Here is a 23,678-nt window from a genome sequence, read left to right as displayed (position 1 = left end):
CGCCCGTGCCGGAGCCAGCGGGCCGCAGGGTTTCACGGAAGCGTTAGACCTAACCCCAACCAGCGGATGTTCGACCGGCTGATTCATTTTTCCATTCACAACAAGCTCATCATCGGGCTGCTGACCCTGGCCCTGGTGGCCTGGGGCGGCTACTCGCTCAGTCGGCTGCCGATTGACGCGCTGCCCGACATTACCAGCAACCAGGTCGTGGTCTATACGGTGGCCCCCTCGCTGGCCGCCCAGGAGATTGAGCGGCTGGTATCTTTTCCCGTGGAGCAGGCCATGGCCACCATCCCCGGGCAGGTCGAGGTGCGCTCCTTTTCCCGCTTCGGCCTCTCGGTGGTCACCGTCGTGTTCGAGGACCAGACCGACATTTACTGGGCCCGCACGCAGGTTTCGCAGCGGCTGCAGGAGGCCGAAAGCCAGATTCCGGCCGGCACGGGCCGCCCCGAGCTGGCCCCGCTCAGCACCGGCCTGGGCGAGGTGTACCAGTACCTGGTGCGCGCCAAGCCGGGCTTCGAGAAGAAGTATAACACCACCGAGCTGCGAACCATTCAGGACTGGATAGTGCGCCGGCAGCTGCTGGGCACGCCCGGCGTGGCCGACGTGAGCAGCTTCGGCGGGCTGCTCAAGCAGTACGAAGTGGCCCTGGACCCCGAGCGCCTGCGCTCGCTGGGCGTCACCGTCAACGAGGTGTACCAGGCCGTGGCCAGCAACAACCAGAACGCCGGCGGGGCCTACCTCGACCAGAACCCCACGGCCGCCTTCATCCGCACCGAAGGCCTGGCCACCTCGCCGGCCGACATCGGCAACATCGTCGTCCGCAGCACGAGCACCGGCCTGCCCGTGCTCGTGCGCGACGTCGCCGAAGTACGCTACGGCGCGGCCGTGCGCTACGGGGCCATGACGCTGAACGACCAAGGCGAAGTGACCGGCGGGCTGGTGCTCATGCTCAAGGGGGCCAACGCGGCCGAAGTCATCCAGGACGTGCAGAAGCGCATGGCCACCATCCGCAAAACGCTGCCCGAGGGCGTGAGTGTCGAGCCCTTTTTGGACCGCTCGAACCTGGTGGACCGCGCCATTCATACGGTAAGCAAGAACCTGCTGGAAGGGGCCCTGATTGTGGTGTTCGTGCTGGTGCTGTTTCTGGGCAACTGGCGCGCCGGCCTGGTGGTGGCCTCGGTCATTCCGCTGGCCATGCTCTTTGCCGTGAGCATGATGCGCCTGTTCGGCGTGTCGGGCAACCTGATGAGCCTGGGCGCAATTGACTTCGGGCTGATTGTGGACGGGGCCGTCATCATCGTCGAGGCCATCATTCACCGCCTGCACGGCGGGCAGTTGCAGGTGCCGGGCAACCGCCTGAGCACCGAGCAGATGAACGACGAAACCTACCACGCGGCCAGCAAAATCCGCTCCTCGGCCGCGTTCGGGGAAATTATCATCCTCATCGTGTACCTGCCGCTGCTGGCCCTGGCCGGCATTGAGGGCAAGATGTTCCGGCCCATGGCCGAAACCGTGGCCTTCGCCATTCTCGGGGCGTTTATCCTGAGTTTGACCTACGTGCCGATGATGTCGGCGCTGGCCCTGAGCCGCTCGACGGAGAACAAAAAGACCTTTTCCGACCGGATGATGGACTTTTACACCCGCCTCTACCACCCGCTGCTCAAGGGGGCGCTGCGCCACCAGGCGGCGGTGCTGCTCACGGCGGCGGGCCTGCTGGTGGGCGGCTTTTTCCTGTTTCGCACCTTGGGCGGCGAGTTCATCCCGACCCTGAGCGAAGGGGACTTTGCGGTGGAGATGCGCGTGCTGACCGGCTCCTCGCTGAGCTACACCATTGAGCAGGCCCAGAAAGCCGGCGGCATCCTCAAAAAGCAGTTTCCCGAAGTCAAGGAGGTCGTGGCCAAAATCGGGGCCGGCGAGATTCCCACCGACCCCATGCCGGTGGAAGCAGCCGACCTGATGATTATTCTCAAGGACCAGAAGGACTGGACCTCGGCCCCTAACCGCGAGGAGCTGGCCGATAAGATGGCGAAGGCTTTGAGCGTGATGCCGGGCGTGACCTTCGGCTTCCAGCAGCCCATTCAGATGCGCTTCAACGAGCTGATTTCGGGGGCCAAGCAAGACGTGGTGCTCAAGATTTACGGGGAGGACCTGCAGCAGCTGGCCGACTACGCCCAACAGGCCGGCCGGCTCGTGCGCCAGGTGCAGGGGGCCGCAGACGTGTACGTGGAGCAGGTCACCGGCCTGCCCCAAATCGTGGTGGCGCTCGACCGCAACCGCCTCGCCCAGTTCGGCCTCAACGTCTCGGACGTGAACCGCACCGTGCAAACGGCCTTCGCCGGCGAAACCGCCGGGCAGGTGTTCGAGCAGGAACGCCGGTTTGATTTGGTGCTGCGCCTGCGCCAGGATTTGCGCAAGGACATCAACAGCGTGCGCCGCCTTTTCATTGCCGCTCCCAACGGCCGCCAGGTGCCCCTGGAGCAGGTGGCCAATGTCGAGCTGCGCGAAGGCCCCAACCAGATTCAGCGCGACGACGCCAAGCGGCGCATCAGCGTGGCCTTCAACGTGCGGGGCCGCGACGTGGAAACCGTCGTAAAGGAACTACAGGGGAAAATAGACCGCCAGCTCAAGTTCGCCCCCGGCTACTACACCACCTACGGCGGCCAGTTCGAGAACCTGCGCCAGGCCACCGACCGCCTGAGCGTGGCGGTGCCCGTGGCGCTGGTGCTGATTTTCGTGCTGCTGTTTTTCACCTTCCGCTCCTTCAAGCAGTCGGTGATGATTTTCACGGCCATTCCGCTCTCGGCCATCGGTGGCATCGCGGCGCTGTGGCTGCGCGGGATGCCGTTCAGCATCTCGGCCGGCGTGGGCTTCATCGCCCTTTTTGGGGTGGCCGTGCTCAACGGCATCGTGCTCATTGGCTACTTCAACCAGCTCAAGGCCGAAGGCGTGACCGACCTGATGGAGCGCATTCTGCGCGGCACCGAAGTACGCCTGCGCCCAGTGCTCATGACCGCCACCGTGGCATCGCTCGGCTTCCTGCCCATGGCCCTGGCCACCTCGGCCGGGGCCGAAGTGCAGCGCCCGCTGGCCACCGTGGTCATCGGCGGGCTGGTGTCGGCCACGCTGCTCACGCTGCTGGTGCTGCCGGTGCTCTACGCCCTTTCGGAACGTGTTAAAGCTGGCGGCCCACCGGTTGAATCGCCGCCCGAAACCGCCCCGATGGCTTCCGCGAAGAGCCTGCCCGTGGCCTCAGTACTGCTGTTGCTTCTGCTCGGCCTGCCCCTGCTGGGCCGGGCGCAGGGTTCGCTCAACGCCGCGCAGGCCGTGAGCCAGGCCCTGCAAACCAACGGCACGGTGCTGGCCGGCACCCGGGCGCTGGAAGCCCAGCAGGCCATTCGCCGCACGGCCTACGACTTCGGCCGTACCACGCTCACCGGCAGCTACGGGCAGTACAACTCCCAGAACCGCGACAACCAGTTCACCCTCACCCAGTCGCTGGCCCTGCCCGGCGTGTACCGCAGCGCCGCCGGCCTGGCCGACGCCCGCATTGCCGGGCAACAGGCCCAGCTGGCGCAGGTGCAGGCCGAATTGCGCCGGCAGGTGCGCCTGAGCTACGAGCAGGCCGTGCACGCCCGCCATCGCCTGCGGGTGCTGCGCGGGCAGGACAGCCTCTACTCGGAATTCCTGCGCTCGGCCAACCTGCGCTTCAAAACCGGCGAGGCGGCCCGCCTCGAACCCGCCACGGCCCTGGTGCAGCAGGGCGAAGTTCGCACCCAGCTGCGGGCGGCCCGCACCGACTTCCGGGTAGCCCAGCGCCAGCTGCAGGCGCTGCTGCAAGTGCCGGCCGCCGTAGCCCTGGCCGACAGCGTGCTGCGGCCGCTCACGCTGCTGGGGGCTGCCCAACTCGCCGACACTGCGGCCCCGGCCCTGGCCGACACGCTGCTCCAGCGTACCAACCCGCAGGCGCGGGTGCTGGCCCAGCAGGTAGCCGAGCGGCGGGCCGAAACCCGCGTGGCGCAGGCGGCCGGGCTGCCCGAATTCACCGTGGGCTACTTCAACCAGAGTATCATTGGCTACCAGCGCCTCGACGCGGCCGGCACGGAGCGCTACTTCGGCGGGGGCTCCCGCTTTCAGGGCGTGCAGGCTGGCGTGGCCGTGCCGCTGTGGCGGCGGCCCCAGAAAGCGCGGGTGCAGGCCGCCCGCCTGCAGGAGCAGGTAGCCCAGGCCGGCTACGAGCGCTACCGGGCCGAGCTGGCCGGCCAGCTCGATGAACTGCTGCTGCGGCGCACCGAGCAGCAGCAGCGCCTGGCCTACTTCGAAAGCACGGCCTTGCCGCAGGCCACGGTCATCACCCGCCTGTCCACCATTGCATACAAAGCGGGCGAAACCGGCTACTCCGAATACCTGCTCAACCTGGAGCGCGCCCGCCGCCTGCGCCTCGACTACCTCGACGCGCTGCTGCAACACAACCAGACCGTTATCGAGCTGGAATTCCTGCTGGGCAGCCAGTAGCCCGGCCCGCGCCGCGCGCCGCCTTTTCCCTTCAACTTCAGAATCATCATGCGCTATATCCCCCTCTCCCTGGTGCTGCTCGGCCTGCTAAGCGGCTGCGGCTCCCCGGAAGCCCCCACGGAAAAAGAAGAAACGACCGCCGCCGCGCCCGGCGGGGAAGCGGCCGAGAAAGGCCCCGCCGACCGCGTCACGCTCACCACTGCCGAGCAGCAGGTGGGCGGCGTGCGCCTGGGCAGCATCACCCAGCGCCCCATGAGCGGGGGGCTGAAAGTGAACGGCGTGCTCGACGTGCCGCCCGAAAATCTGGTATCGGTCAGCGCCCCGCTCGGTGGCTTCGTGGACCGGACCGACCTGCTGCAGGGCTCGCGGGTGCGCGCCGGCCAGGTGCTGGCCGTCATCCGCAACCCCGATTTCGTGCAGCTGCAGCAGGACTACCTCGAAACCCGCAGCCAGCTTAAGCTGGCTCGCGCCGAGTACGAGCGGCAGGGCGAGCTTTACCGGCAGGAGGTCGCGCCCCAGAAGAACTTCCAGCGCGCCCAGGCCGAGTACGAGGCTCTGCAAGTGAAAACCAACGCCCAGGCCGCCCGCCTGCGCCTGGCCGGCCTGCCCATCGGCGGGGCCATCGTGAGCACGGCCACGCTGCGCGCGCCCAAGGGCGGCTTCGTGAAGGCCGTGAACGTGAGCATCGGCCAGAGCGTGACCCCCACCGATGTGCTGTTTGAAATCGTCAACCCCGAGCACCTGCACGTGGAGCTGACGGTGTTTGAGAAGGACATTCCGCAGGTGAAAGAGGGCCAACTGGTGCGCTTTTCCCTCGGCAACGACTCCCTCAGCCGCGAGCGCACCGCCCACGTCTACCTCATCAGCAAGTCCATCAGCTCCGAGCGCACCGTGCGCATCCACGCCCACCAGGACCGCGAGGACGAGCAGCTGCTGCCGGGCACCTTCGTGCGGGCCGTTATTGAAACCAACCGCGTCACCGTGCCCACGCTGCCGGAAAAAGCGGTGGTGCAGTACGGCGCCCAGTCCTACGTGTTCGTGGCCGCCGATTCGGCCGCCGCGGCCGGCCGGGCCACCTACCGTCTCGTGCCCGTGACGCGGGGCGTGAGCGAAGACGGCTACACCGAGTTTCACCTGCCGGCAGCCGAACAGGGCAAACCGCTCCGCTTTGTCGTAGAGGGAGCTTACGCCCTGCTCGGCAAGCTCAAAAACGCCGAGGAGGAAGAATAATACCCTATTCAAAATGGCCAAGAAACACACCAACAGCAGCCGGAAAATCGCGGGCATCAAGCTGCCTGCCCGCATGAAAATAGATAGTTTAAAAACGTCTATCAGGCGGGCTTTTATCAACACCATCGTCCCAGAAGTCCGGCCCACGGCCGCCGAAGAGGCAGCTTGGCGAGTGCAATTGGGCATTGCCCCATTAGCAGTTGATAGCATCGGCTGCATGTACTGCGGCCAACCCGCCACGCAATTCGACCATTTCCGAAACTTAACTGCGACGGACGGCCGCCCCACTGGCTACATCACAGACATCTATAACCTAGTGCCGTGCTGTAGTACCTGCAACAGCTCTAAGGCGGGTACGCGCTGGAAAACATGGATGACGGGTAATGCCGCCAACGCGCCCAATAAACGACTTAGCGCAACCGAACTGGCAGACAGAGTGGCGGTGCTGGACCGGTTTGAGGTGTGGTCAACGCCGCTAGCGACGCAGCTCGATGTGCTGGCCCTTGTTGGAGTAACCGAATGGCAGCAGTACGAAGCTGATGTTGCCGCCGTGGTCGTGCTACTGCAAGCCGCTCGCCAACGCAGCGACCAGTTTCACCTTCGCTTGCAGCAGGCTTACGCCGAGGCGCTGATGCCGACCGTGCAGCTAAACCCAGCCGCTGCAAGCCCGACAGAGCTTCACTAACCATCAAGTTTTGTCCTTACCCTTTCTCACGTGCCTGCTACTATGCCTGAACCTACTTCTTCTAACACCGATGAGCCGTTGAACACGGCCAAGCAGGCGCAGCCCGAAAACGTGGGCGCGCTCAGCCGCGACCAGCTCACGCCCGAAGCCGCCGCCGCGCCCCAGGGCCACGACGTGCCGGGCCACGACCACGCCCCCGCCGACGACGAGGACCACGCCGGCCATGACCACGACCCCGGTGAGTTGGACATAGACGACGACGAGCACGACCACGGCCCGGCCGACAACAACCCCTACCTGGTGCCCGGCATCAGCTTCGCGCTGCTACTCATTGGCATCGCGCTGGACTACTACAAAGTGGGCTTTTTCAGCGGGTACGTGCGCCTGGCCTGGTACGGGCTGGCCTTCGTGCTGGTGGGCTGGAAGGTGGTGAAAGCCGCCGTGCTCAGCATTCCCAGCGGCAACATCTTCAACGAGTTTCTGCTCATGAGCCTGGCCACGCTCGGGGCCTTTGCCATTGGTGAGTACCCGGAGGGCGTGGCCGTGATGCTGTTCTATACCGTGGGCGAGCTGTTTCAGGACGCGGCCGTGAACCGCGCCAAGCGCAGCATCCGGGCCCTGCTCGAAATTCAGGCCACCGAAGTGACGGTGGTGCGCGACGGCAAACCGCTCGTGCTCGACCCCAAAGCGGTGCAGGTGGGCGACGTGATGGAAGTGCGGCCCGGCGAGAAAGTAGCCCTCGACGGGACGCTCAACACCACGGCCGCCAACTTCAACACCGCCGCGCTCACCGGCGAATCAGCTCCCCAAACCAAGCAGCCGGGCGAGGCCGTGCTGGCCGGCATGATTAACCTGGAATCCCTGATTCAGGTGACTGTAACGGCGGCTTTCAAAGACACCAAGCTCTCGAAAATCCTGGCCATGGTGCAGGACGCGGTGGGCCGCAAGGCCAAAACCCAGCAGTTCATCACCAAGTTTGCCAAAATCTACACGCCCATCGTGGTGGGGCTGGCCGTGCTGCTCATCGTGGTGCCCTACTTCGTGGTGGGCGACTACGTGTTCCGCGACTGGCTCTACCGGGCGCTGGTGTTTCTGGTCATTTCCTGCCCCTGCGCGCTGGTTATCAGTATCCCGCTGGGCTACTTCGGCGGCATCGGCGCGGCTTCCAAAGCGGGCATCCTCTTCAAGGGCTCCAACTTCCTCGACGTGCTGCGCGAAATCGACACGGTGGTAATGGACAAGACCGGCACGCTCACCCAGGGCATATTTGCCGTGCAGCAGGTGCAGCCGGCGGCCGGCACCACCCCCGAGCAGCTGCTGCGCCTGGTGGGGGCACTGGAAACCAAATCGACGCACCCCATCGCCAAGGCGGTGGTGGCCCACGTCGGGGCGGCCGCGGCGGGCGTGCCCGTCGATAACGTGGAAGAAATCGCCGGCCACGGCCTGCGCGGCAAGGTGGACGGCCGCGACGTGCTGGCGGGCAACACCAAGCTGCTGGCCAAGTTCAACGTGGCCTACCCGGCCGAAGTCGACCAGGTGGTGGACAGCATCGTGGTGGCGGCCGTGAACGGCCAGTACGCCGGCTACCTCACCGTGGCCGACGCCCCGAAAGAGGACGCGGCCCGCGCCGTGCAGGAGTTGAAAGCCGACGGCATCACCAAGCTGGTCATGCTCTCCGGCGACAAGGACAGCATCGTGCAGCGCGTAGCCAAAGAACTGGGCATCACCGAAGCCCACGGCGGGCTGCTGCCCGAAGACAAGGCCAAATACGTGCAGCAGTACCTCACCGAGGGCCGTAAGCTGGCCTTCGTGGGCGACGGAGTGAACGATGCCCCGGTGGTGGCGCTGGCCGACGTGGGCATTGCCATGGGCGGGCTGGGCTCGGATGCCACCATCGAAACGGCCGACGTGGTGATTCAGACCGACCACCCCAGTAAGATTGCCACCGCCCGCCGCATCGCCCGCGCCACCCACAACGTGGTCTGGCAGAACATCTGGCTGGCCTTTATCGTGAAGGGCATCGTGCTGGCACTGGGGGCCGGCGGCGTGGCCACCATGTGGGAAGCCGTGTTTGCCGACGTGGGCGTGGCCCTGCTGGCCATTCTCAACGCCGTGCGGATTCAGCGCATGGACTTCACCAGCAAAGCAGCAAGCGCCAAACCATAGGCCATCAGGCACTCACTGAAGCACGAAACATGAAGCTTCCACCCTTTTTACTGGTCCTGCTGCTCGGTGTCAGCCTGTTCATCGGCAGCTGCAACTCCAAGCACGACACTGATAAGCACGAGTTGGAGGTGCACGCCGGCGCGAAGCCCAAGCCGGCTCCCGTGGCCGCGCCCCCGGCCCTGGGCGACACCCTGCGGCTGCTCGCGCAGCAGCTCGATACGGTGCGCCGCCTCGGGTGCTGGGACGAGGACTTTGCCCGCTTGATGAGCGTGCACCACGCCGGAGCCCAGCGCCTGGCCGCGGTAGAAGTCGCCAGTGGCAAAGATTCCACCCTGCGCGCCCTGGCCCAGCACGTGCTCAAAGGGCATGAGCGCGACAACCACGTGCTGACGCTGGCCCTGACCCGGCAGCCGCCGGCGGGCCAGGAGTACCGGCCGGGCAACGCCCGGGACCCGTTCGTGCGCCGCATCACGGCCGCGCTGGCTCCCCTGCGCCAGCCGCCGCCCCTGCCCGGCACCGTCGATGCCGATTTTGCCACGCTTATGCAGGTGCACCACCAAACCGGGGTGGCCCTGGCCCAAACGGAGCTGGCCTTTGGCAAGGACGCGGAAGTGAGAAACGCCGCCCGCCAGATTGTGCGCGACGAGCAGGCCGAAATCAAGCAGTACCAGCGCTGGCTCAAGACCCACGCGGCAACTCCTATTCCCTAACACTTTAACCTGCTGCTTCTATGCTGCTTACGATTCCCACCGCCGTCACGCCACCCTGGTCCACCATGCTGGGCTTCTCGCTGCTGCCGGCCGTGGTCATGATTGCCGGCGCCGCCCTGGCCGTGTGGCGGGCCCCGGGCCCGAAGCTGCGCAGCGCCATTCTGCACTTCGCGGCGGGCGTCATCTTCTCGGTTGTGGCCGTCGAGCTGCTGCCCGACATTGTGCAGCACCACGCACCCTACGAAGTGGCGCTGGGCTTCGGGCTGGGCGTGGCCACCATGCTGGGGCTGCGCTACTTCACCCAGCGCCTCGAAAAGAAAGAGGAGCCCGGAGAAGCCGGCAATGAGCCAGCGGCTGGCGCTAGTGCTACGGCGCTACCCGGCGCGGCCTCCCTACCTTGGGGCCTGCTGGTGGCCATCGGCATCGATATTCTCATTGACGGACTGCTGCTGGGCATCGGCTTTGCGGCGGGTGCGAAGGAAGGCACCCTGCTGGCCATTGCCCTCACCATCGAGCTGCTGTCGCTGGGCCTGGCCACGGCCATTGAGTTGCGGCAGGACGGCCACGGCAAGGGCCGGGCCGTCGCGATTGTGGCCGGCACTTCGCTCATGCTGCTGGTCGGGGCGGGCATCGGCACCACGGTGCTGCGCGGGGCCACCGGCAATATGCTGGAAATCGTGCTTTCCTTTGGCCTGGCCGCGCTGCTGTTTCTGGTCACCGAGGAGCTGCTGACCGAAGCGCACGAGGAAACCGAAACTCCGCTGCTCACGCTGGCCTTTTTCGTGGGCTTTCTTCTGTTTCTGATTCTGGGCATGGTTGCCTGACCCACCCTTTTCGAATACGCTACGCATGCACACCGCCAAAATTGACCTGACCCTGGAGCCCACCGGCCGCCACCTGGCTTTCTCGAAGGAAATGCTGGAAGTCGCCCACGTTTTTCGCCGCGTCGGGGGCGAAGCCTCCACCTGGCAGCGAGTTGCCGTTAATGCCCGCTCACCCTTCCTTGACAACGATGCGTTTGCGCCCGGCACCTTGCTGGAATACTACGTGCAGCACGAAACCCAGCAGGGCGAGCCGGAAGCCCGCAGCCACATAGTCAGCACCACCGCAGCCTAATGTTGTTGGGTCAGCGTCCCCCTGTTTTCACCAGGCAGCGCCTATGCGCCGCGCTGCACAAAGCGGCATATCCCGTGCTCTTGGCAGGCGGCCTGCTGTTGGGCAGCTGCCGCAGCGGCCCCGAGGAACCGGCCGACATTCACGCGGCCGGGCCCCCGGCCACCATGATGGCCGCCCTGCACACTATGGCCGCGCATTCCAAGGCCCTGCCGCCCGGTACCGACCTGGACCTGTACTTTGCCCGGCTCATGCGCGAAAACCACCGCGCCGCCGTGGCCATGTCCGCCCTGGAACTGCAGCAGGGCCACGACCCGGAACTGCGGCGCATTGCGCAGGACATTCACCAGGCCCACCAGCAACTCATTTTCGGCCTCGACTCGGCCATTCGGCGCATCCGGGCCCAGCCCCCCGCGTTTCCCACGCACACCATGCAGTCGGACGAGCTAGCGAAATTGCTGGAGGCGGCCACCAATGGTCTGCATCCGGCGGCCCATCGCAGCATCGCCAAGGTAGAAGCTGGCCCCGACTCTCTCAACCACCACCACACCCCCAAGCAGGAAGATGCCGGCACCGGTAGCATCGACCACGACTACGCCGCCCTGCTCATACCCCACCACCAGAACTCCATCACGCTGGCCCACGCCGAGCTGGAGCTGGGCCGTGACGAGGGTCTGCAAAAAATAGCCTTTCTTGTCCTGAAAGACCAGCAGCGAGAAATTGAACTGGTGCGGGCGGGGCGGCAGCATCCTAACCAAGCTAAGCCTTGATGTTGGCGTTACCCTTGCAGGGTATGTCCCTGGCTTATCAGCTTCCGGCGACGTCACAATGACTCACCTCTGAGGAATTCCCCACAGGTGCGTCCGATGGGTTAACGCACCGACTTCGCCAGCTTATCCAGCGCCGCTTTGAACTCGGGCGTGTCGTACTCCGCCATGCCGTCGTGGCGGGCTGCCACCTGCCCGTCAGGGCCGAGGATGACGGTGGAAGGGATGGAGTTGGAATCGAACGGGGCGGGCAGATTGCCGGTGCGCAGGTACACGGGGAAGGTGTAGCCCTGGGCCTGTACGAACTTGCGGGCTTTGGCCGTGTCGTCGTCGAGCGAGAGCATCACGAAGGCCACTTTCGAGTGGTCGACCTTCTTGTACAGCGCTTCGATGCCGGGCATCTCGGCGCGGCAGGGCGGGCACCAGCTGGCCCACAGGTTCACGAATACCACCTTGCCTTTCAGGTCGCTCAGGTTCACGGGCTTGCCGTCGAGGGTGACCATCGGCAGATTGTGCGGGTAGGCGGGACTGCCGGTGAGCAGCACGGGCATTTCGGTGGTAGACTTGACGGGCCCGGCAGCGTTCCAGAGGCCGGTGGCCAGCAGGCCGCGCTGCATGGCCCCGAGTACGAGGGGGCGCAACGGAGTGAGCAGAACCAAAGCAAACAGTACTATTGGCAGCCAGGAGGTGAGATTCTTGCGGGTCATTGCCGGCCAATGAATAATTGAACTGAAAATCCGTAGTGATATTTATGCTGCCGGAATGGGGACGGAGGCAGTAAAAAAATACACTTGCGGGAACAAATGTAAGGACAACACTTGTATGAATGAACAAATGTTCATAAGTTTGTACGAGTTATGACTGCAGCTACCGCTCCTTCCGTTGATATGGGCCTCTCCGTCGAGAAGATGGAGAAGGTGGCCTTCATTCTCAAAACCACGGCCCACCCCACGCGCATCGCCATTGTGCAGCTGCTGGCCGCTCACGATGGTCTCTCGGTGACCGATATCAGCGAGCGGCTGAACGTGGAGCAAAGCCTGCTTTCCCACCACCTCTCGGGCATGAAGCTCAAGGGCATTCTGAGCAGCCACCGCGACGGCAAAAACATCTTCTATTCCCTGAAAATGCGCGAGGTCATCGACGTGATACAGTGCCTGGCCGCGTGCACTTTCCTGTAAAGAGCGCGGCTTTTTTTTGCTGCAACACATGAACAAACTATCATAATTTCATACGTTTCCTCCCACCCGCCATGCTCCATTACTTCGGCTACTTTGCCGCCATCTTCATTGGCCTCTCGCTCGGCATCATGGGCGGGGGCGGCTCCATCCTCACCGTGCCGGTGCTGGTGTACCTGATGGGCGTAAGCCCGGTGCTGAGCACGGCGTACTCGCTGTTTGTGGTCGGCAGCACGTCGGTAGTCGGCGCGTCGGGCTACTTCCGCAAGGGGCTGGTGTCGCTGAAAACCGCCATCGTCTTTTTGATTCCTTCCCTCATGGCGGTGTTTGCGGTGCGCAAGGTGCTCATGCCGGCTATTCCGCACGAGTTGTTCACGGTGGGCGGCATCGTCTTCACCAAAGACCTGCTGGTGCTCGTGGCCTTCGCGGTGCTGATGGTGGTGGCGGCCACCTCCATGATTCGCAGCAAACAGGCTGAAGAAGTACTCGATGAGGAGCTGCACCACAAGCATAAATTCAACTATCCGCTCATTCTCACCATTGGCCTAGTGGTGGGCACGCTCACGGGCTTCGTGGGCGCGGGCGGCGGCTTCCTCATCATTCCGGCCCTGGTGCTCGGGGCGCGCCTGCCCATGAAGCTGGCCGTGGGCACCTCGCTGGCCATCATTGCCCTGAACTCGCTCATCGGCTTCACCGGCGATTTGAGCGCGGGCACCCCCATCGCCTGGTCGTTTCTGCTGGGTTTCCTGGCCTTTGCCCTCGGCGGCATCGTGCTGGGCACCTACCTGGCCCGCTTCATTCCGGGCGCTAAGCTCAAGCCGGCCTTCGGCTGGTTCACGCTGGCCATGGGCACGTTCATTCTGACCAAAGAGCTGCTGTTTCACCACGTTTAATCAATCAATTACCGCTTTTCCGCTCCCGTTTCTTTCACCCGTTTTTTCGTTGCCAACCATGAAAATCGAACAGTTTGAAGACAAGGGCCTGGCCCACTTCTCCTACGCCATCCTCAGCGAGTGCGCCCGCGAAATCGTCCTCATCGACCCGGCCCGCAACCCGCAGCAATACTACGACTACGCCAAGGCCAACGAGGCCAAAATCGTGGCCGTCATCGAAACCCACCCCCACGCCGACTTCGTGTCGTCGCACCTGGAAATCGCGCAGGCCACCGGGGCCGTTATCCGCGTGAGCCAGCTGCTCGGGGCCGATTATGCCCACGAGGGCTTCGACGAAGGCCAGGAGTTCACCGTCGGCAAACTCACCTTCCGGGCCCTGAACACGCCCGGCCACTCGCCCGATTCGCTCAGCATCGTCCTCAGCCGCGAGGGCAAGGACGTGGCCGTGTTCACCGGCGATACGCTCTTCATCGGCGACGTGGGCCGGCCCGACCTGCGCGAAAAGGCCGGCAACGTGACCGCCAAGCGCGAAGAGTTGGCCAAGCAGATGTACCACAGCCTACGCGAGAAGCTGATGCCGCTGGCCGCCGACGTACTGGTGTACCCCGCCCACGGCGCGGGCTCACTCTGCGGCAAGGCCCTGAGCGGGGCCAACAGCAGCAGCATCGGGGCCGAGAAAATCGGCAACCCCATGTTGCGCCCCATGAGTGAGGAGGAGTTCGTAAAAGAGCTGCTGGCCGACCAGCCGTTCATTCCCAAATACTTCGGCTACGACGTGGCCCTGAACAAGGCCGGCGCGCCTGCCTACGCGCCGAGTGTGCAGCAGGTGCAGCGCCTAGCCCCCGGCACGGCACTGGAAGCGGGTGCGGTCATCATCGACTCCCGCCCCGAAGCTGAGTTCAAAAAAGGCCACGTGGACGGCGCTATCAACATCCAGCAGGGCGGCAAGTTCGAAACCTGGCTGGGCTCCATCGTGGGGCCGGAAGAGTACTTCTACCTCATTGCCCCCGACGAGGCGACGCTGGAAGACCTGATTCAGAAAACCGCCAAAATCGGTTACGAGCCGCTGATTAAAGGCGCGCTGGTAGGCACACCGGCCACCGAGGCCACCCTGCCGGTGCTAGACGTGCCGGCCTTCCGCGAGCACCCGGAAAACTACACCATCGTGGACATCCGCAACCGAGTGGAGCACCGCGACGAGCCCATTTTCGCGGGGTCTATCAACATTCCGCTGCCCGAGCTGCGCGAGCGGGCCGGCGAGATTCCGACCGATAAGCCGGTGGTGGTGCACTGCGCCGGCGGCTACCGCTCGGCCGCCGGCAGCAGCATCGTGGCCGATGCCCGGCCCGGCACCGAAGTGCTCGACTTGAGCGAGGCCGTGAAGTCCTTCCAGTTGGCTTCGGCGGCCCACTAATCCCTTTGACGGGTTGGCTCCGGCAGCCGTGCCGGGGCCCCTATCCGCTCATTCTCAAGCTTTCCTTTTCCCTCCCACTCAAATTCCTCCGCCATGTTCGGTTTCAATAAAACTTCCGCCCCTGCTTTTCAAAACCTGACGCCCGCGCAGTTTGCCGAGGGCCTGCGCCAGCCCAGCGCGGTGCTCGTGGACGTGCGCCGGCCCGACGAATTCGCCGCCGGCCACCTGCCCGGCGCGGTCAACATCGAAGTCACCGCGCCCGATTTCGGCCAACGCGTGGCGGCCCTCGACAAAACCAAGCCCACTTACGTGTACTGCCGCAGCGGCGCGCGCTCGGCCAACGCGGCCGGCCAGCTCACCACCGCCGGTTTCGCGCAGGTCAGCAACCTGCTCGGCGGCGTGATGGATTGGCCAGGGCAACTGACGACTAAATAATTAAGCCTCTTCATTTCGACTTCTGTTTTCATGCTTGAACTCCTGCAACAACCCTGGCCCTGGTACGTGGCCGGCCCTTTGATTGGCCTCACGGTGCCCGCGCTGCTGCTCGTGGGGAATAAGGCGCTGGGCATCAGCTCCTCGCTGCGCCACGTGTGCGCGGCCTGCGTGCCGGCCGGCATTCCCTTTCTGACTTATAACTGGCGGGCCGAAATCTGGAACTTGGTGTTCGTGCTCGGCATCGCGCTGGGTGGCTTCATCGGCTACCGCCTCATGGGCCACCCCGACGTTATCGGTATCTCGGCCGCCACGGTGCGGGACCTGAAAGCCGAAATGCACCTCACGGACTTCACCGGCCTGCTGCCCCGCGAGCTGTTTGCCCTCGACAACCTTGCCAACTGGAAAGGCTGGGTGTTCCTGGTGCTGGGCGGCTTCCTGGTGGGCTTCGGCACGCGCTACGCGGGCGGCTGCACCTCGGGCCATGCCATATCGGGGCTTTCTAACCTGCAATGGGTGTCGCTGGTAGCCGTCATCGGCTTCTTCGCCGGCGGCCTGCTCATGACCTGGGTGATTTATCCGATGATGTTTTAATCCCTTGAATCACCGTTTTATGGAAGCACTTGCCCCCACCGCCGTTGATTTCTGGGATGCCCGCTATGAGGGCGAAACCTACGCCTACGGCACCGAGCCGAATGCCTATTTCCGCCAGCAGCTCGATGCGCTGCCGCCCGGCCGCCTGCTGCTGCTGGCCGAGGGCGAAGGCCGCAACGCCGTGTACGCCGCCAAGCGCGGCTGGCAGGTGACGGCCGTGGATTTCAGCGACGAGGGCCGGGCCAAAGCCCTGCGCCTGGCCGTGGCCCAGGGCGTGCGCCTCGACTACCAGGTGGCCGACCTCACGGCCCTGAGCTGGCTGCGCCCCGGCCACTACGACGCCGTGGGCCTCATCTACGCCCACCTAGCCCCGGCCGACCGCCAGGCGGTGCACGCTGCGGCCGCCGCCAGCCTGGCTTCCGGCGGCCACCTCATCCTGGAAGCCTTCAGCCCCCGGCAGTTGGGCCTGCCCTCGGGCGGCCCCAAGACCGCCGAAATGCTCTACGAGCCGGCCACGCTGGCCGCAGATTTTGCCGGGCTGAACATCTTGGAAAACCACGCGCTGGGCGTGGTGCTGCACGAAGGCAGCTTCCACGCCGGCCCGGCCAACGTGGTGCGCCTGCTGGGCGTGCGCGATTCCTCCTCCGAACTCACTTACTGCATATGAAATATTTCAAATACCTGGTGCTGGGCACGTTGTTCGGCATCATTCTCACCAAAAGCGAAGTCATCAGCTGGTTTAGGATTCAGGAAATGTTCCGGTTCCAAGCCTTCCACATGTACGGCGTCATCGGCTCGGCCATTCTGGTGGGCATGATTTCCATTCAGCTCATCAAGCGCAACCGCCTCAAGTCGATGGACGGTGAGCCCATCGTGCTGGCCGACAAGAAATTCAACCACGGCATCTGGATTGGCGGCTTCATCTTCGGCCTCGGCTGGGCGCTGACCGGGGCCTGCCCCGGCCCGCTGTTCGCACAGCTGGGCAGCGGCATCGGCTCGGCCGCCGTGCTAATTCTGGCCGCGCTGGCCGGTACCTGGACCTACAGCGCCCTGCGCGAAAAGCTGCCTTACTAACCGCTTCACTTTTAACGCCTCCCCGCCATGAAACCCACCGATGAACGGGTGCAGCAGCTGCCCCACCTGGCGCGCCTGCTGATGGTGCTGACGGCGGCCGTGGTGCTGGTCATCGTGGTCGTGGTCACGCAGCTCTATGCCCCGCCGGCCGCGCCCGCGCCCGTGGCGGCGGAGGATGAAGCCACCCAGGGGCCGCCCCCGGCGGGCAGCTACCACCGCCCGGTCCCCCCGGCCCCGGACACGGCCACTATTCCGCGCACGGCGGCGGGCCGCCAGATTCGCTACGGCCGGGAGCTGATTGCGCACACCGCGCAGTACCTGGGGCCGCAGGGCTCGGTGGCGCACCTGACCAACGGCATGAACTGCCAGAACTGCCACCTGCAGGCCGGCACCCAGGGCTTCGCCAACAACTATCTGGCCGTGGCTTCGACGTATCCCAAAATGCGGGCCCGCTCGGGTTCGGTCGAAGGAATTGAAAAGCGCGTGGCCGACTGCATGGAGCGCAGCCTCAACGGCCGGGCCGTGCCCGACAGCAGCCGTGAGATGAGGGCCATCGTGGCCTACATCCAGTGGCTGGGGAAGGGCATTCCCAAAGGCAAGAAGGTGTACGGCACGGGCTTTATGCAGCTGGCCTACCTCGACCGGGCCGCCGACCCGGTGATTGGCAAGGCCGTGTTCGCAGCCAAGTGCCAGAGCTGCCACGGCCCCGCTGGCCAAGGACAGCAGCTGGCCGATAACAGCGGCTACCAGTACCCGCCGCTGTGGGGACCGGCCAGCTACAACGACGGCGCGGGCCTGTTCCGGGTCTCGAACTTTGCCAAATACGTGAAGGCGGCCATGCCCTTCGGGGCCACCTTCGACCACCCACAGCTAACCAACAAGCAGGCCTGGGACGTGGCCGCGTTCGTGAATTCACAGCCACGCCCGCACCTGGCGACGCCCCGCGACTGGCCCGACATCCGCAAAAAGCCGGTGGACCATCCCTTCGGGCCTTACGCGGATAAGTTCTCCGAAAAGCAGCACAAGTACGGGCCGTATCAGCCCATCGAGGACGCCCACCCGCAGCCGGCTAAGGCGCAATAACTCCCTGCTCATGTCTCGTTTCGCATGCCTTTTAGGGGCCGGCTTGCTGCTGGCCCCGGCCGCCGCGTGGGCACAACACGCCGAGCCGGCCCTGGCGCGCCCCGTGACCGGCCGCACCCAGCTCACCCCCTACCCCACCCCCGCGCTGGCCGATACCGTGCGGGCGCGCACCCTGTCCGAAGCCTTTAGCCGCGGCCGCTGGCACGGCCGCCTGCGCAACTACACCATGGCTACCTGGAACCAGGGCACCCGCCCCGACTATTTTGCCAACGGCCTGGGCACGGGCCTGCGCTTCGAGACGGCTCCACTTTATGGCTTTCAGCTAGGGGCCGGTGGCTTTGCCTGGGCGAGCGTGGGCTCCGACAACATACTGACCGCCGACGCGGCCACCGGGGCCGTGAGCCGCTACGAAATAGGCTTGTTCGACGTGGCCGACCCCAGCCGGCGCCAGCTCGCCGGGCGGGCCGAGGAGCTGTTCGTGCGCTACCGGTTCCGGCAGTCGGCGGTCACCTTCGGCCGGCAGCTGCTCAACACCCCGCTGCTCAATGCCCACGACGGCCGCCTGAGCCCCGGCTACGCGCAGGGCCTGTGGCTGGAGTTCCGGGAGCTGCCGGCCACCACCCTCACCGGCGGCTGGCTTACGCACATAGGACCCCGGTCCACCACCGGGTGGTATTCGGTGGCCAACGCCCTCGGGCTCTACCCCATGGGCGTGACCGAAGCCGGCCAGCGTGCCAGCTACGCCGGCAACCTGAGTAGCCGGGGCCTGGGCGTGCTGGCCCTGAGCCGGCAGTGGAGCCCGCGCACCACCACCCAGGTCTGGAACTACTACGCCGACAACCTGTTCAACGCCACCTTTGCCGAGCTGACCACCGGCCGGGCCGTGGGCGTGGGGCAGCTCACGCTGGGCGCGCAGTACCACTACCAGCGCACCGTGGGCACCGGCGGCAACGCCGACCCGCGCCTAGCCTACAGCGTCCCCGGCCGCCAGGCCCACGCCCTGAGCGCCCGCCTGGGCTACCAGCGTGGCCCCTGGAGCCTGAGCGCCAACTACACCCGCATCACCCGCACCGGGCGCTTCCTGTTTCCGCGCGAATGGGGCCGCGAGCCGTTCTACACCTTCCTGCCCCGCGAGCGCACCGAAGGCCTGGGCGGCCTGGATGCCGCCGCCGTACTGGGCGGCTATACCTTCGCCCGGGTGCCGGGCCTGAAAGCGGAAGTCGGCTACGGCCACTACTACCTGCCCGACGTGCGCGACACCCGCCTCAACAAGTACGGCCTGCCCTCCTACCAGCAGCTCAACGCCTCGCTCACCTACCCGTTTGCCGGCTGGGCCCGGGGCCTGCGCGGGCAGCTGCTCTATGTGTACAAGGGCGCGCTGGGCAACACCTACGGCGAAGACCGCTACATCGTGAACAAGGTGGACTTCCACCAGCTCAACGTCATTCTGAATTACGACTTTTAGGGCCGCTAGGCCGCTCCCATCCACTCCCAATCCCCTGCTTTCATGCTGACCCTTCGCCCCCTGCTCACCGCGCTGCTACTCACTGGCGCGGCCCTCACAGCCACTGCCCAAACACCCGCTACGATGCCCGCTACTCCCCCCGCCACCGCGCCGGCTACCACTGCCCCCGTGCTCACGCCGCCTAACGCCGCCTTTGCGGCCAAAGCCGCGCAGTTTCAGGGGGCACCGGCCACCAAAGCCCACTACCGGGCCGTGTACCAGCTCGATAGCAGCGACCCCAAGCTCATCAACCAGACGCTGCACAACATGAAAAATGCGCTGGAAGACCCACGCCTGAAGGGCAAGCTGGAGTTGGAGCTGGTGGTGTTCAGCGGCGGCACCGTGGTGTTCAGGAAAGACCAGCCCTACGAAGCCGACGTGCTGGCCCTGCAACAAGCGGGCGTCGTGCTGGCACAGTGCGCCAATTCGCTGAAAGCCTACAAGCTGACCAAGGACGACATGCTCCCCTACATTTCCATCGTGCCTACCGGCAACGGGGAGCTGATTATTCGCCAGGCCGAGGGTTGGGTGCTGGTGCACCCCTAACCAAATCCATTGCCCACTCTTCCAATGAAGACTCCTCAACTCGGTTTGCGCGAAAACTGGCGGCAATTCAGCCTGCTGGTCCTTGTTAACGCCTTCGTGGGCGGCATGGTGGGGCTGGAGCGCAGCATCCTGCCCCGGCTGGCCGAGCAGGAGTTCCACCTGGTGGCGCGCTCGGCCATTCTTTCCTTCATCGTGGTGTTCGGCCTCACCAAGGCCGTGGCCAATTACTACGCCGGGGCCTGGACCAACCGGATTGGACGCAAAAACCTGCTGGTTATCGGCTGGCTCTTCGGGCTGCCGGTACCGCTGCTGCTGCTCTGGGCGCCCACCTGGGGCTGGGTGATTGCGGCCAACGTGCTGCTGGGCCTCAATCAGGGCCTGGCCTGGTCGAGCACAGTAGTGATGAAAATTGACCTCGTCGGCCCGAAGCAGCGCGGCCTGGCCATGGGCCTGAACGAGTCGGCCGGCTACCTGGCCGTGGCGGCCACGGCCTTCGCCTCCGGCTGGCTGGCCACCGAATACGGGCTGCGCCCCTACCCGTTTTACCTGGGCATTGTATTGGCAGTGCTGGGCCTGCTGGGCTCACTGCTGGTGCGCGATACCCGCCACCACGTGGCGCTGGAAGCGGCGCAGGCCCCGGCCACGCCGGCTGGCCCGCCGCTCTCCTTCTGGGACGTGACGTGGCGGCACCCCAACCTGGGCTCAGTCACGCAGGCCGGGCTGGTGAACAACCTCAACGACGGCATGGTGTGGGGCCTGCTACCGCTGCTACTGGCCAGCAAGGGCTTCACCCTGACGCAGATTGGCACCGTGGCGGCCGTGTACCCGGCCGTGTGGGGCCTGGGCCAGCTGCTCACCGGCCCGCTGGCCGACCGGCTCTGTAAGAAAGACCTGCTATTCTGGGGCATGCTGCTGCAAGGGGCGGTGCTGCTGGCCATGCTCTTCACCGATACCTACCCAATGTTTGTGCTGCTGGCGGCGCTGCTGGGCGCGGGCACGGCGCTGGTGTACCCCACGTTCCTGGCCGCCGTGGCCGAGTACGCGCCCCTGACCCAACGGGCGCACAGCGTGGGCATTTTCCGTTTCTGGCGCGACGCGGGCTACGCCATCGGCGCGCTGCTCACGGGCATCTTGGCCGATGCCTTTGGGCTGGGGGCCGCGCTGGCGGCCATTGGCGGGCTCACGGTGCTCTCGGCCCTGGTCATCCAGCGGCGCATGTATTGCTTACCCGTAGCGGATGAAGCCGACCCCGCCCGAAGCTGTTCCCGGCCAGTGCCCGCTGCGAATTATGAACCTGGCCGCGGACCAAGCAATAGTTTCAGGACCAGCTTCAGCGTAGCCTGATACTAGTCAAATAGGCTACTGCCCGGCTGGCTAACGGGCCATGTAGCCGTACTGCGATTGGCTCGCGCCATTCCAAGCCAACAGCGAGTAGCTGCTGACTTGAACCAGTCAGCAGCTACTCGCTGTTGGCGGGCTATGTGTGAGCACCATAAACCAGCGCAGAAACTCCAACGCTTTGGCATTTATTTCGCCGTTGGCATTCTGCTGGTAATAAGCCAATATTACTATCCGTGAGCCCACTTATATGCGGGGGCCAGGCCGACGATTTTCTGGGGGCTGGGGCGTAGCCTCATGCTTCGGGGCAGTGCTTGGGGTGGGATTGCCTAATACCTGCACCGCCTGGCGCAGCTGCTGCACGGCGGGAGAATCTTTCAGATTCACCAGCTTGTCCACCACGGCCAGCACCTTGTCCACGTTTTCGCGGTTCAGGCCCGAAAGCTCCGGTTTCTTCACCAGTTGCCGGCTGACTTCCTGCAACCGGGCCGCGTCCAGATTCGCCGCACTCTCCCGCAGGTCATGCACCAGCTGGCCAGCAGCCTTGATAAATGTTTGCCGGGCCAGGTCGTGGGTCGGGGAATCACTCGGCACCAGCGGTGGGCCGGCCTGGCGCTGCTGCTCCTGCGCGATGGCAAGTTGCCGCCGCTCCGCCGCATCCGCTACCGGCTCGATGACCGTGGCCTGGGGATTTTGCCGCAACGCATCGAGCGCGTCGCTGATGGCGGGCAGTTGCGGTGAATCCAGCCGGTAGCGCAGCGTGAGCTCCGTGGCAATTTCGCGGGGCACATTTGATTCCAGCTTGATGGCGTGGTGTATGGTGAGGCCGACCCGTTCAATATTTTCTCTCAAAGCGGGGAGCAGCGCCACGGCATCGCGGCTTTCCCGCAGTTCTACCACCAGCAGCCGCTCTCCCTGGCTCCGGGCCTGGGCCTGCGCCTCGTGCAGCTGCGTGATTTTGCCGCGGCCCTCGATGGGTGGGTTGTCCCAGTGCTGCTGGCCGAAGCCGTACTGGTCATCGTCGACGCCACCGAGTTCGCGCAGCACCACCCGCTGCAGCTGGTCTTGCTTAAGGTCCTGGTTCCAGTCTTTGCCTTGGCTCTTCACAAGCTCCACGCGGTGCTCAAAGGCCAGCGCCTGGCTGGCCGCCTGGTTGAAAGCGCCCAACGCCTCGCGGCTCATCGGCACGTGAAACTGATAGGTATGAGCTCCTAGCTTGTTGGAGTGAATCAGCTCGTCGCGCAGGGTCTGGCTGCTGGCCGGATTGCCCGGCTCCCCGTTTTCCTGGGCGTACTGCCGGGCCGTCTGGTCGTTGTAGCTTTTGAGGTGTTGGCTGAGCGCCTGCACGCCGGCCGGGTGGGCCGCCGTGATTTCGACGGTCAGCCGGTGCTCGTGTTCCCGGACCACTTTCATCGGGTTCTGCTCGCTGGCCAGACCCGCCAGCAGGCGGGTATCGAAGTGGTGGCCCTGGGTATCGTTGTCAAACGCGGCGCGGACAGCCGGAATATGCTCCTCGCTGAGCAGCCGCTTCAACTCGAAAATCTTGTTTTGGGTGAGCGTGCCGGCCGTCGAGGCATACAGGGCGCTTTCGCCGGGGTGCAGTTGCGCGTAGGACAGCGTATCGAGGGCCGATTCACTAACTACCAGCACCGCCGCCGGCCGGCCCTCGGGCGGCTTGCTCAGCCACAGCGAGCGGGTGAACTGGCTTTCGGGAGCCTGGCCCTTGAAGCCCTCGCCTTTCAATTCCAGCCCCACCACCCGCCCCTCATGGTAAGCTGGGAAAGCGGTGTTGACGTAGGTTCTGGCCGGCATTCCCTCCTTCTGCACCGTGTAGAGCTGGTTGAGAATGCGGCCCGCGAACTGCGGGTTGGCAATCGTGCTTTTGGTAATACCGCGCCCTTCCAGGTAAGCCGTGTTTTCGAGCGGCCGGCAGTGCTGGGTGTAGATGCTGTGGAATTTCTCGCCCGGCGCGGTTTCAGCGATGGGCGGCAGGTCGAGCCGGGGCCGCTGCGCCTCGGGCAGGTTGAGATAGGCGCGAAAATGGTCGTTGACCGACTGCCAGAGGTTGCGGCCCGGCAGCGGACCAAGGCCGGCAATACGGTCGGAGCTGACCCGGTTTTTCATCCAGTCGATGACGCTGCCCTTGTCGCGGTCGTCCTGGGCGTTGAAGTACATCCAGTCGCCGCCCCGGCCTTTGAACACCACCAGCGTGTCATCGCCCTCAAAAACGTGCCATTTGCCTTTGCCCAGGTGCTCGCCTTTTCGGAGGTTGTAGCCGAAGTGGCTCAGAAGCTCGGGCAGCTCAACCTGCTCCTTAATCTTCTGGAAGGTGAGTTCGTGTTGCATGGTAAAGCGGAATAGTTCGGAGAATGGAAGGCAGAAAAAAGAAGCCCGGAAGAGGGCTTCCGGGCTTATAGGGTGAGAAATAGAGGTTTGGAG

Annotated in this window: 23 protein-coding genes; 20 read left to right on the top strand and 3 right to left on the bottom strand. The window is 64.9% G+C overall.

Going from position 1 to position 23,678, the window contains the following annotated elements:
- The first annotated feature begins 66 nt into the window (after positions 1–66).
- The 8 genes from SD425_RS27185 to SD425_RS27150 all read left to right on the top strand — a co-directional run bounded on the left by SD425_RS27185 (position 67) and on the right by SD425_RS27150 (position 11,189).
- Positions 67–4,515, top strand: coding sequence for a CusA/CzcA family heavy metal efflux RND transporter (locus SD425_RS27185; protein ID WP_324679686.1), 4,449 nt, complete (start codon positions 67–69; stop codon positions 4,513–4,515).
- 48 nt (positions 4,516–4,563) lie between these two features.
- The gene (locus tag SD425_RS27180; protein WP_324679685.1) at positions 4,564–5,745 is read left to right on the top strand and encodes an efflux RND transporter periplasmic adaptor subunit; all 1,182 of its coding nucleotides are present in this window, start codon (positions 4,564–4,566) and stop codon (positions 5,743–5,745) included.
- A gap of 13 nt (positions 5,746–5,758) precedes the next feature.
- Positions 5,759–6,430 (top strand): HNH endonuclease, encoded by a 672-nt coding sequence (locus tag SD425_RS27175; protein ID WP_324679683.1) that lies wholly within the window; start codon positions 5,759–5,761, stop codon positions 6,428–6,430.
- A 42-nt stretch (positions 6,431–6,472) separates the two neighbouring features.
- Positions 6,473–8,596 carry a heavy metal translocating P-type ATPase gene (locus SD425_RS27170; RefSeq protein WP_324679681.1) on the top strand — a complete coding sequence of 708 codons (2,124 nt, stop codon included), beginning with the start codon at positions 6,473–6,475 and terminating at the stop codon, positions 8,594–8,596.
- The gene (locus tag SD425_RS27165; protein WP_324679679.1) at positions 8,488–9,306 is read left to right on the top strand and encodes a DUF305 domain-containing protein; all 819 of its coding nucleotides are present in this window, start codon (positions 8,488–8,490) and stop codon (positions 9,304–9,306) included. The genes SD425_RS27170 and SD425_RS27165 overlap by 109 nt, the downstream gene beginning before the upstream one ends.
- A 122-nt stretch (positions 9,307–9,428) precedes the next feature.
- Complete coding sequence (locus SD425_RS27160) at positions 9,429–10,130, top strand: ZIP family metal transporter (protein WP_324679677.1); 702 nt, start codon at positions 9,429–9,431, stop codon at positions 10,128–10,130.
- 25 nt (positions 10,131–10,155) lie between these two features.
- Entirely contained in the window at positions 10,156–10,422 is a 267-nt protein-coding gene (locus SD425_RS27155; protein ID WP_324679675.1) for a hypothetical protein, read from the top strand.
- Between the two features lie 5 nt (positions 10,423–10,427).
- Positions 10,428–11,189 carry a DUF305 domain-containing protein gene (locus tag SD425_RS27150; RefSeq protein ID WP_324679673.1) on the top strand — a complete coding sequence of 254 codons (762 nt, stop codon included), beginning with the start codon at positions 10,428–10,430 and terminating at the stop codon, positions 11,187–11,189.
- 101 nt (positions 11,190–11,290) lie between these two features.
- Here SD425_RS27150 and SD425_RS27145 read toward each other — a convergent pair whose 3' ends face one another.
- Positions 11,291–11,893: a TlpA disulfide reductase family protein gene (locus tag SD425_RS27145; RefSeq protein WP_324679671.1), complete on the bottom strand. Its 603-nt coding sequence runs from the start codon at positions 11,891–11,893 to the stop codon at positions 11,291–11,293.
- 150 nt (positions 11,894–12,043) lie between these two features.
- Between SD425_RS27145 and SD425_RS27140 the strand changes: the two genes are divergently transcribed.
- The 7 genes from SD425_RS27140 (at position 12,044) to SD425_RS27110 (ending at position 16,768) form a co-directional block, all read left to right on the top strand.
- The gene (locus SD425_RS27140; RefSeq protein WP_324679669.1) at positions 12,044–12,364 is read left to right on the top strand and encodes a metalloregulator ArsR/SmtB family transcription factor; all 321 of its coding nucleotides are present in this window, start codon (positions 12,044–12,046) and stop codon (positions 12,362–12,364) included.
- 71 nt (positions 12,365–12,435) lie between these two features.
- A complete protein-coding gene (locus tag SD425_RS27135; RefSeq protein WP_324679667.1) occupies positions 12,436–13,254 on the top strand; it encodes a sulfite exporter TauE/SafE family protein in 819 nt (272 codons plus the stop codon).
- Between the two features lie 58 nt (positions 13,255–13,312).
- Entirely contained in the window at positions 13,313–14,668 is a 1,356-nt protein-coding gene (locus SD425_RS27130) for an MBL fold metallo-hydrolase (protein ID WP_324679665.1), read from the top strand.
- A 93-nt stretch (positions 14,669–14,761) separates the two neighbouring features.
- Positions 14,762–15,103 carry a rhodanese-like domain-containing protein gene (locus SD425_RS27125; RefSeq protein WP_324679663.1) on the top strand — a complete coding sequence of 114 codons (342 nt, stop codon included), beginning with the start codon at positions 14,762–14,764 and terminating at the stop codon, positions 15,101–15,103.
- A gap of 30 nt (positions 15,104–15,133) precedes the next feature.
- Complete coding sequence (locus SD425_RS27120; RefSeq protein ID WP_324679661.1) at positions 15,134–15,694, top strand: YeeE/YedE family protein; 561 nt, start codon at positions 15,134–15,136, stop codon at positions 15,692–15,694.
- Positions 15,695–15,713: 19 nt separating this feature from the next.
- The gene (locus tag SD425_RS27115; protein ID WP_324679658.1) at positions 15,714–16,361 is read left to right on the top strand and encodes a class I SAM-dependent methyltransferase; all 648 of its coding nucleotides are present in this window, start codon (positions 15,714–15,716) and stop codon (positions 16,359–16,361) included.
- On the top strand, positions 16,358–16,768 hold the full coding sequence (locus tag SD425_RS27110; protein WP_324679656.1) for a DUF6691 family protein: 411 nt from the start codon (positions 16,358–16,360) through the stop codon (positions 16,766–16,768). Before SD425_RS27115 ends, SD425_RS27110 begins: the two co-directional genes overlap by 4 nt.
- Here the strand turns inward: SD425_RS27110 and SD425_RS27105 are convergent.
- The gene (locus SD425_RS27105) at positions 16,703–17,113 is read right to left on the bottom strand and encodes a hypothetical protein (protein WP_324679654.1); all 411 of its coding nucleotides are present in this window, start codon (positions 17,111–17,113) and stop codon (positions 16,703–16,705) included. The genes SD425_RS27110 and SD425_RS27105 overlap by 66 nt on opposite strands.
- Before the next feature lie 12 nt (positions 17,114–17,125).
- On the opposite strand from SD425_RS27105, the gene SD425_RS27100 reads away from it, so the two are divergent.
- Genes SD425_RS27100 through SD425_RS27085 form a run of 4 tightly spaced genes read left to right on the top strand, consistent with a single transcriptional unit; the run spans position 17,126 to position 21,245 of the window.
- Positions 17,126–17,851 carry a c-type cytochrome gene (locus SD425_RS27100; protein WP_324679652.1) on the top strand — a complete coding sequence of 242 codons (726 nt, stop codon included), beginning with the start codon at positions 17,126–17,128 and terminating at the stop codon, positions 17,849–17,851.
- Between the two features lie 10 nt (positions 17,852–17,861).
- Positions 17,862–19,316, top strand: a complete 1,455-nt coding sequence (locus SD425_RS27095) for an OprD family outer membrane porin (protein ID WP_324679650.1) — start codon at positions 17,862–17,864, stop codon at positions 19,314–19,316.
- Positions 19,317–19,358: 42 nt separating this feature from the next.
- A complete protein-coding gene (locus SD425_RS27090; protein WP_324679647.1) occupies positions 19,359–19,901 on the top strand; it encodes a DsrE family protein in 543 nt (180 codons plus the stop codon).
- Between the two features lie 24 nt (positions 19,902–19,925).
- Positions 19,926–21,245 (top strand): MFS transporter, encoded by a 1,320-nt coding sequence (locus tag SD425_RS27085; RefSeq protein WP_324679645.1) that lies wholly within the window; start codon positions 19,926–19,928, stop codon positions 21,243–21,245.
- A gap of 240 nt (positions 21,246–21,485) precedes the next feature.
- On the opposite strand, the gene SD425_RS27080 is transcribed toward SD425_RS27085, so the two are convergent.
- Positions 21,486–23,051, bottom strand: a complete 1,566-nt coding sequence (locus SD425_RS27080) for a toprim domain-containing protein (protein WP_324679643.1) — start codon at positions 23,049–23,051, stop codon at positions 21,486–21,488.
- On the opposite strand from SD425_RS27080, the gene SD425_RS27075 reads away from it, so the two are divergent.
- Positions 23,007–23,600: a hypothetical protein gene (locus tag SD425_RS27075; RefSeq protein WP_324679641.1), complete on the top strand. Its 594-nt coding sequence runs from the start codon at positions 23,007–23,009 to the stop codon at positions 23,598–23,600. The genes SD425_RS27080 and SD425_RS27075 overlap by 45 nt on opposite strands.
- Positions 23,601–23,678: the final 78 nt, after the last annotated feature.

Origin of the sequence: Hymenobacter sp. GOD-10R (assembly GCF_035609205.1) — a bacterium.
Classification (GTDB): domain Bacteria; phylum Bacteroidota; class Bacteroidia; order Cytophagales; family Hymenobacteraceae; genus Hymenobacter.
The sequence above is the reverse complement of the archived record's forward strand: the minus strand, read 5'-3'. Positions and strand labels throughout refer to the sequence as shown.

What these genes read in the sequence shown, in the direction of transcription:
- SD425_RS27185 (WP_324679686.1), top strand. Translation starts at nt 67, where the DNA reads ATGTTCGACCGGCTGATTCATTTTTCCATTCACAACAAGCTCATCATC.
- SD425_RS27180 (WP_324679685.1), top strand. Translation starts at nt 4,564, where the DNA reads ATGCGCTATATCCCCCTCTCCCTGGTGCTGCTCGGCCTGCTAAGCGGC.
- SD425_RS27175 (WP_324679683.1), top strand. Translation starts at nt 5,759, where the DNA reads ATGGCCAAGAAACACACCAACAGCAGCCGGAAAATCGCGGGCATCAAG.
- SD425_RS27170 (WP_324679681.1), top strand. Translation starts at nt 6,473, where the DNA reads ATGCCTGAACCTACTTCTTCTAACACCGATGAGCCGTTGAACACGGCC.
- SD425_RS27155 (WP_324679675.1), top strand. Translation starts at nt 10,156, where the DNA reads ATGCACACCGCCAAAATTGACCTGACCCTGGAGCCCACCGGCCGCCAC.
- SD425_RS27145 (WP_324679671.1), bottom strand. Translation starts at nt 11,893, where the DNA reads ATGACCCGCAAGAATCTCACCTCCTGGCTGCCAATAGTACTGTTTGCT.
- SD425_RS27140 (WP_324679669.1), top strand. Translation starts at nt 12,044, where the DNA reads ATGACTGCAGCTACCGCTCCTTCCGTTGATATGGGCCTCTCCGTCGAG.
- SD425_RS27135 (WP_324679667.1), top strand. Translation starts at nt 12,436, where the DNA reads ATGCTCCATTACTTCGGCTACTTTGCCGCCATCTTCATTGGCCTCTCG.
- SD425_RS27130 (WP_324679665.1), top strand. Translation starts at nt 13,313, where the DNA reads ATGAAAATCGAACAGTTTGAAGACAAGGGCCTGGCCCACTTCTCCTAC.
- SD425_RS27125 (WP_324679663.1), top strand. Translation starts at nt 14,762, where the DNA reads ATGTTCGGTTTCAATAAAACTTCCGCCCCTGCTTTTCAAAACCTGACG.
- SD425_RS27120 (WP_324679661.1), top strand. Translation starts at nt 15,134, where the DNA reads ATGCTTGAACTCCTGCAACAACCCTGGCCCTGGTACGTGGCCGGCCCT.
- SD425_RS27115 (WP_324679658.1), top strand. Translation starts at nt 15,714, where the DNA reads ATGGAAGCACTTGCCCCCACCGCCGTTGATTTCTGGGATGCCCGCTAT.
- SD425_RS27110 (WP_324679656.1), top strand. Translation starts at nt 16,358, where the DNA reads ATGAAATATTTCAAATACCTGGTGCTGGGCACGTTGTTCGGCATCATT.
- SD425_RS27100 (WP_324679652.1), top strand. Translation starts at nt 17,126, where the DNA reads ATGAACTGCCAGAACTGCCACCTGCAGGCCGGCACCCAGGGCTTCGCC.
- SD425_RS27095 (WP_324679650.1), top strand. Translation starts at nt 17,862, where the DNA reads ATGTCTCGTTTCGCATGCCTTTTAGGGGCCGGCTTGCTGCTGGCCCCG.
- SD425_RS27090 (WP_324679647.1), top strand. Translation starts at nt 19,359, where the DNA reads ATGCTGACCCTTCGCCCCCTGCTCACCGCGCTGCTACTCACTGGCGCG.
- SD425_RS27085 (WP_324679645.1), top strand. Translation starts at nt 19,926, where the DNA reads ATGAAGACTCCTCAACTCGGTTTGCGCGAAAACTGGCGGCAATTCAGC.
- SD425_RS27075 (WP_324679641.1), top strand. Translation starts at nt 23,007, where the DNA reads ATGGTAAGCTGGGAAAGCGGTGTTGACGTAGGTTCTGGCCGGCATTCC.
- SD425_RS27080 (WP_324679643.1), bottom strand. Translation starts at nt 23,051, where the DNA reads ATGCCGGCCAGAACCTACGTCAACACCGCTTTCCCAGCTTACCATGAG.